This is a genomic window from Roseovarius sp. A-2 (assembly GCF_002072155.1).
Classification (GTDB): Bacteria; Pseudomonadota; Alphaproteobacteria; order Rhodobacterales; family Rhodobacteraceae; genus Roseovarius.
In genome coordinates this window covers 75,834-81,833 of record NZ_BDIY01000020.1, presented here as the reverse complement: position 1 = coordinate 81,833, position 6,000 = coordinate 75,834, and the positions used below count along the sequence as shown (strand labels likewise).

The window sequence follows — 6,000 nt, the reverse complement described above, 5'->3', positions numbered from 1 at the left end:
CGAGACCAAAAACCTCATGCCCGTTACCATCCAGCTCGTCAAGGAAGGCGCTACAATGGGCGACATCGTCGAAAAACTCAAAACCATCTGGGGCACTTACCGAGAAACACCGGTGTTTTGAGATGGGTCAGCTTCGCAAAATAGCCCGAGAGCTTTCAAAACGGGCCCGGAATGGCGACAGGGGGGCGGCGCAGGAATTGCTGCGCCACTCCATCGACCTGGGGCATCGCCGGCTTGCCCTGCACCGGTTCTTCCTCGCCACGGCGATGGGGGTCGAGCCCCCACCGGAGCACCTGCGCTACTGCGCAGAGCTTTTGGGTAGCATCCCCGAGGACGCGGTGCGCGACATCGCGCGCAAGGAAGTTCGAAACGCGCAGGTTTACCTAGCGCGAGGCAGCAACCGGGAGGTTGTCAATGTCTGAACTCAGCACAGCTTTTGTCGCGCCCTATGGGGGCAGGTTCCCGACCTTCCGCAGCGCTCCGACCTTTGTAGGGCACGGCGCTGCGGTCCTGGGTCGTGCCACAATTGGCAAGGGGGCCTGGCTTGGCGCTGGATCTGTCATTCGCGCCGACGGCCATGACATTGACATTGGTGACGATTTCCACCTCGGGGTCGGCGCGACCGTGCATATTGCCCATGACATCTATCCTACACGCATCGGAAACAACGTGACGGCCGGCGAGGGCGCGGTTATTCACGCCTGTACGGTCGGCGACGACTGTGTCATCGGTGCCGGGACCGTGGTGCTCGACGCCACGGTGATCGGCCCGGGCGCGGTGCTGGCGGCAGGCAGTGTGGTCTTTCCGCGCAGCACGCTCGAGGGTGGCTGGCTCTACTCGGGCAGTCCCGCCAAGCCGGTCGCCCGCGTCACCCCGACCGAGCTTGCCAGCTGGCAGCGCAAGGCACGGACCGGCTTGGGCGCGAGCGCGCCGTCGCTGGCGCCCAAGCCGGGACTGACCTGTTTCGTCGCGCCATCCGCCTCGATCTCCGGAACCGTCATCGTTGGCGATGAGGTCGGGATCTGGTACGGGTGCCGTCTTGACGCGGGCACTCATGCCATCCACGTCGGCAGCGGCAGCAACATCCAGGACAACAGTGTCCTGTGCTGCGAGGGCGGCGACATCGTCATCGGCGAGGATGTCACCATCGGTCACAACGTCACGCTCAGCGATTGCCGGGTGGCACCGCGCAGCCTTGTCGGCATCGGCGCGAGGATCGCTCCGGGCACCGAGGTCGAGTCCGACGTGCTGGTTGCTGCCGGTGCAGAGACGGAGCCCGGACAGCGACTTGGGGCGGGCAAAATCTGGGGAGGCAGACCGGCACGGGCCATCGCCGAGATGACCGAGACCCGGCGCGAGATGATGGCCGCGACGCTGCCGACGTACCGGACCTATGCTGCCGCCTTCCGCGCCACACCGCACGATGAACTTTCGCAGATCAAGGAGGAGTAACCATGGGAAACCGGCTTTCGAAGATCGTGACCCGCACCGGTGACGGGGGCACGACCGGGTTGTCTGACGGCTCGCGCATCGACAAAGACGCGCCCCGGATGGAGGCCATCGGCACCATCGACGAGCTCAACAGCCACGTCGGCCACGCCCGCAGCCTGTTGCAGGATGCCGCGCTTACCGGGCCGCTCGAACTTATCCAGCATGACTTATTCGATCTGGGCGGCGGTTTGTCCCTGCCCGGCGCGACGCTTCTGTCCCAGGCGCATGTTGGCAGGCTCGATACGATTGCCGAGGATCTGAACGCCGGTCTTCCGGCGCTGAAGGACTTTATCCTTCCCGGCGGGTCGGTGTCCATTTCCGCGCTGCATATCGCGCGCGGCGTGGCACGGCGGGCTGAGCGCAGGCTGATTTCGATGCTCGAGCTCGAACCGCAGGAGGGCGGTTTCGGGGGTGCCTATCTCAACCGGCTGTCCGACGTGCTCTTCATCATGGCGCGGGCGGCGGCCAGGTCCGAAGCGGTACCCGAGCACCTTTGGCAATCAGGCAAGAGTCTCGCCTGACGGAGGACGAGGAGAGCCTTGGGAGGGGTTGTAGGGATGAAGGACACCGACAAAATGGCAGCCGATCGGCTACCCTCGCTGATGCTGCGCATGGTCACGGCGCTCCGGAAGCAACGCCTCGCCGACTCGGGACTCGATGGACCGGGCGCGGATCTCTACCTCAAGACGGCGGCGGCGGCCTGGGGCGAGGCACTGGCCGATCCGGCAAAGGGCATCGCCCGGCAAACCGCCTTCTGGACCGGCTCCCTGCGCGCCTGGTCCGAGGCGCTGCAGGGCAGCAACTCGGCGCCGGAATTCTGGACAGGTTATCTCGAGCGCCAGCACCAGGTGAGCGCTGATACCCTGCGTGAGCTTACCGAAGAGCTCGCCGCACTTCCCGAACGCGACCGCAGGCGGCTGGGATATTTCTCTGACCAGCTGGTGCAGATGCTGGCCCCGGCCAACTATCTCGGGACCAACCCGGACGCCCTGGCCCGTGCGCTCGAGACCGAGGGGCAGAGCCTTCTCGACGGGTTCGAGAATCTCGTGCGCGATCTTGAGAACGGCAAGGGCGCGCCACTGGTCGGGCTTGTCGATACCACGGCCTTCGCGGTCGGCGAGAATATCGCGACAACGCCCGGCCGCGTGGTGCTGCGCACTCCCATGATTGAACTCATCCAGTATGCCCCCGAGACGCCGCAGGTGCACCAGCGGCCAATCGTCATCTTCCCGCCCTGGATCAACAAGTTCTACATCCTCGACCTGCGCCCGGAAAACAGCCTCGTGCGCTGGCTGGTCGGGCAGGGGCACACGGTCTTCATGGTCAGCTGGTGCAACCCCGGCCCCGAAGGCGCGGAACTGGGTCTCGAGCATTACATCGAAGATGGCTACCTCGCCGCCATCTCCGAGGCCGCGCGGATCTGCGGCACCGAGGATGTCAACGTGCTGGGCTACTGCATCGGTGGCACGGTGCTTGCGCTTGCGCTCGCGCTGATGGCGAAGCGGGGCGATGACCGGGTGGCCTCGGCGACCTTCCTGACCACGCTGACCGATTTCTCGGACCAGGGCAATTTCACGCCGTTCCTGCAGGACGATTTCATCGACGCCATCGGGCGCGAAGCGGACCGAACCGGGATGCTGGGGGCTTCGGTCATGGCGCGGACCTTCTCGATGCTGCGGGCAACGGACCTGGTGTGGAAGCCCGCGCGGCGCAGCTACCTGATGGGCGAGGCGCCGCCGGCTTTCGACCTGCTCTACTGGAACAGCGACGCGACGAACCTGCCCGCCCGGATGGCGATGCAATATCTGCGCGGGCTCTGCCAGGACAATGCTTTTTCCGAGGGGCGTTTCGAGCTGTTCGGAGAGCATCTCGACCTGCGCGACGTGGCCGTGCCACTGATGGCCATCGCCGCCGAGGGCGACCACATCGCGGGCTGGACCGACTGCTATCGCGGTTTCCAGCGCATGGGCAGCACCGACAAGCGCTTCGTGCTGGCCGAAGCCGGGCATGTGGCCGGCGTGGTGAACCCGCCGCGGCGGCGCAAATACGGGCACTACAGTTTCGATCCGGTCGATCTTGCCGCCAGTGACTGGCGCGAGACGGCCGATTTCGAGCAGGAATCGTGGTGGCCGCTTTGGCAGGCGTGGCTTGCCGGCCATGGCGACGGCATGGTGGCGGCACGCGAGCCCGAAGAGGGGCTCTGTGCCGCGCCCGGGGACTACGTGCGCGTCCTTGCCTCCTGATCCGTCCTGAACGGGTGCCCCGTCTGCCCCAGTCTGCGGGCCAATTGGCTGGCGAGCGCATAGAGCGCGCCAGCCTCGGGCTGCCAGTTCCGGACCGCCTCTTCTTGCAGCGCGAGCACCCGGTCATCCCCGCGTGCCGCAGGGCCGGTGAGCGCAGCAGACGGACCGAGCGTGGCGACACCATCGGTCGCACCGCGCAGCAGGCGGTCGCAGAGCGCCGTCGCGACATCGTCAGGAACGCCCGCATCGCGCCAGGCCTCGCGGGCGATGGCCTGCAGCAGTACCGTGAAGTTGTTCGAAAACACTGCGGCCGCGTGGTAGAGAGGCTTGCGGTCCGGGTGAATTGGGAAGGGCAGGCCGCCGATCCTGCGCACGAGAGTTTCGGCAGTGGCAGACGCATCGCCCTCGATGCCGCAATGGGTGCCGGCGAAGCTGCGGGCGGCCTGCGCGGGGTCGTTGAAGCTCAGCACCGGATGGCAGCTTGCGACCGACCAGCCGCGCTTGCGGAGCGGGGCGAGTGCCTCTGACGTGGTGAAGCCGCTGAAATGCAGCGCGGTGGCGGGCTGCTTGCCCGTATTTGCCAGCGCCTCGGCCACCGGGTCGATCTGGTCGTCCGGTACGGTCAGGAGCCAAATTTCTGCGGGAGCCATGTCTGCAAGGCCTGCCACTGGTCGGCCCAGCCCAACCTCCGCAACAGCTGCCTCGGCGCTGTCGATACTGCTGCTGCACACATCCCCGATACAGATCCCGTCGCAGCCCTGAAACAGCATCATCAGGCTGCGCCCGACCCTCCCCGAGCCGATGATGTTCACGCTTTGCATGTCGGTCCTTCCTTCCTGCCTCGCGTGACTCTCGCGCGTGGGCTGGTCAATGCACAAGGGTGCCCCATAGAGTTTACATGACTTTTGGGGCGCAGGGTCGGCAAGGGCGAGCTGATTGGGGCTGCTGCTGGCGTCGGGACCGCGCTGGCCTCCAACCTGGCCTTGCCCGGCTATGAGCCTTCCGATGTCGCCGGTAACCTACGCTGCGGCGGGCGCTTCGTGTCGATTACCATGCCGCCACTTCAGCCCGAGATGATCTCGCGGAAAGGTGTGTGTGTGAAGACTCAAGTCCCGTTGCGACAGGTATCTCTATCCCAAGTTCCTCATCTCTTCCCTGAAGGCTTCCAAGGGTGTGCGCCAGCCGAGGCATTTGCGGGGCTTGCCGTTCAGGCGGTCGCAAACGACCTTCATGGCATCTTCGCCCAATATTGCCACCGTCGTGTCACGGGGCAGCGAGCGGCGGGCGCGCTTATTCAGGTTCTCGACCGATCCCTTTTGCCAAGTCGCCTGCGGGTCGCAGAACCATGCGGTAGTTCCGATCCCGGCCTCAAGTTTGCGCCAGTCGCGGAACTCGATGCCGCGGTAGAAGGTGATCGACTGGCGTGCTGTTTGGGGCAGGGGCTCCATCACCGCCATCAGTCGGCGCATGAAGTGGGTCGTGCTCCTGTCGTTGTTGCGGAACAGCACGGCGAAGCGGGTCTTGCGTTCAACCAGTGAGGCGACGTTCATCTTGCCCGTGGCGCGCTCGAAGATCATCAGATCGCCCGCCCATTCTCCGAAGGTTTCCCGTGACTTGACGTAGTCAGGTCGCTGGTGGATCGACCGGTCCGGCGGAACGACCCGTCCACGCGGCCTGCGGGCATGGCGTGGCTTTCTCTGTTAGCGGCGGCTGGGAAGGTGCCGCGCGAGGTCATCGGCACGACCCTCGGGGCCATAGACCCAAGTGTAGATTGTCTCGTGACTGATGCGGACATCCAAGCCCTCGAACCCGAGGCGGCCTGCGATCTGCTCTGGCGACCACCCGGCCTTGAGGCGGTCAACAATGGCCTGCCGAAGTGCTTCGAGCCTCAGTAGCTTGCGCCGCCGCGCACGCCTGGCCAATGCCTCCTTCTGAGCGACCATCCCGTAGTACCCGTTCAGTTCCGGCAATTCTTCATCAGAGATCGCGTTCCGCTTGATCTCGCGGTAGACGGTCGAGCGATGACGACCGAGTTCCGCTGCAATCCGCCTGATCGGCATCTTTGCGTTCAGCATATCTTCGATCACTCGTCGCTCGCACAAATCCATCTCAGTATGCGCCATCTTCCTTCTCCTTACTTTTCAGAAAGATAGGGGAATTGTAGCAACCCACGTGTGGATGCCCCGGCTCATGGAAGGATCGTTTTCGAAGTTTGGAATGCATGATCGGGTGCTGTCACGTGTCCGGCCTGTTTGTGCGGTTCACA

At 64.8% G+C, this 6,000-nt stretch carries 6 protein-coding genes and 1 pseudogene; 4 read left to right on the top strand and 3 right to left on the bottom strand.

Features of this window, described 5'->3' with window-relative positions; translation table 11 throughout:
- Positions 1-122: 122 nt before the first annotated feature.
- Genes BHD06_RS17895 through BHD06_RS17880 form a run of 4 tightly spaced genes read left to right on the top strand, consistent with a single transcriptional unit; the run spans position 123 to position 3,734 of the window.
- Positions 123-422, top strand: a complete 300-nt coding sequence (locus BHD06_RS17895; protein WP_080458338.1) for a hypothetical protein — start codon at positions 123-125, stop codon at positions 420-422.
- Positions 415-1,452: a gamma carbonic anhydrase family protein gene (locus tag BHD06_RS17890; RefSeq protein WP_080458337.1), complete on the top strand. Its 1,038-nt coding sequence runs from the start codon at positions 415-417 to the stop codon at positions 1,450-1,452. The genes BHD06_RS17895 and BHD06_RS17890 overlap by 8 nt, the downstream gene beginning before the upstream one ends.
- A 2-nt stretch (positions 1,453-1,454) precedes the next feature.
- Positions 1,455-2,012, top strand: coding sequence for a cob(I)yrinic acid a,c-diamide adenosyltransferase (locus BHD06_RS17885; RefSeq protein WP_080458336.1), 558 nt, complete (start codon positions 1,455-1,457; stop codon positions 2,010-2,012).
- Between the two features lie 54 nt (positions 2,013-2,066).
- The gene (locus BHD06_RS17880; protein WP_254892467.1) at positions 2,067-3,734 is read left to right on the top strand and encodes an alpha/beta hydrolase; all 1,668 of its coding nucleotides are present in this window, start codon (positions 2,067-2,069) and stop codon (positions 3,732-3,734) included.
- Here the strand turns inward: BHD06_RS17880 and BHD06_RS17875 are convergent.
- The 3 genes and pseudogenes from BHD06_RS17875 to BHD06_RS24815 all read right to left on the bottom strand — a co-directional run bounded on the left by BHD06_RS17875 (position 3,710) and on the right by BHD06_RS24815 (position 5,857).
- The gene (locus BHD06_RS17875; protein WP_080458334.1) at positions 3,710-4,555 is read right to left on the bottom strand and encodes a Rossmann-like and DUF2520 domain-containing protein; all 846 of its coding nucleotides are present in this window, start codon (positions 4,553-4,555) and stop codon (positions 3,710-3,712) included. The two genes, BHD06_RS17880 and BHD06_RS17875, sit on opposite strands and share 25 nt — an antisense overlap.
- A 309-nt stretch (positions 4,556-4,864) precedes the next feature.
- Positions 4,865-5,419, bottom strand: a pseudogene (locus tag BHD06_RS24820) (IS30 family transposase); the annotation flags it as partial.
- Between the two features lie 15 nt (positions 5,420-5,434).
- Positions 5,435-5,857, bottom strand: coding sequence for a transposase (locus BHD06_RS24815; RefSeq protein WP_376764863.1), 423 nt, complete (start codon positions 5,855-5,857; stop codon positions 5,435-5,437).
- Positions 5,858-6,000 lie beyond the last annotated feature (143 nt).

Bases quoted from the DNA above. Each gene is read 5' to 3' on its own strand.
- BHD06_RS17875 (WP_080458334.1), bottom strand. From the start codon at position 4,555: ATGCAAAGCGTGAACATCATCGGCTCGGGGAGGGTCGGGCGCAGCCTG.
- BHD06_RS17885 (WP_080458336.1), top strand. From the start codon at position 1,455: ATGGGAAACCGGCTTTCGAAGATCGTGACCCGCACCGGTGACGGGGGC.
- BHD06_RS17880 (WP_254892467.1), top strand. From the start codon at position 2,067: ATGGCAGCCGATCGGCTACCCTCGCTGATGCTGCGCATGGTCACGGCG.
- BHD06_RS17895 (WP_080458338.1), top strand. From the start codon at position 123: ATGGGTCAGCTTCGCAAAATAGCCCGAGAGCTTTCAAAACGGGCCCGG.
- BHD06_RS24815 (WP_376764863.1), bottom strand. From the start codon at position 5,857: ATGGCGCATACTGAGATGGATTTGTGCGAGCGACGAGTGATCGAAGAT.
- BHD06_RS17890 (WP_080458337.1), top strand. From the start codon at position 415: ATGTCTGAACTCAGCACAGCTTTTGTCGCGCCCTATGGGGGCAGGTTC.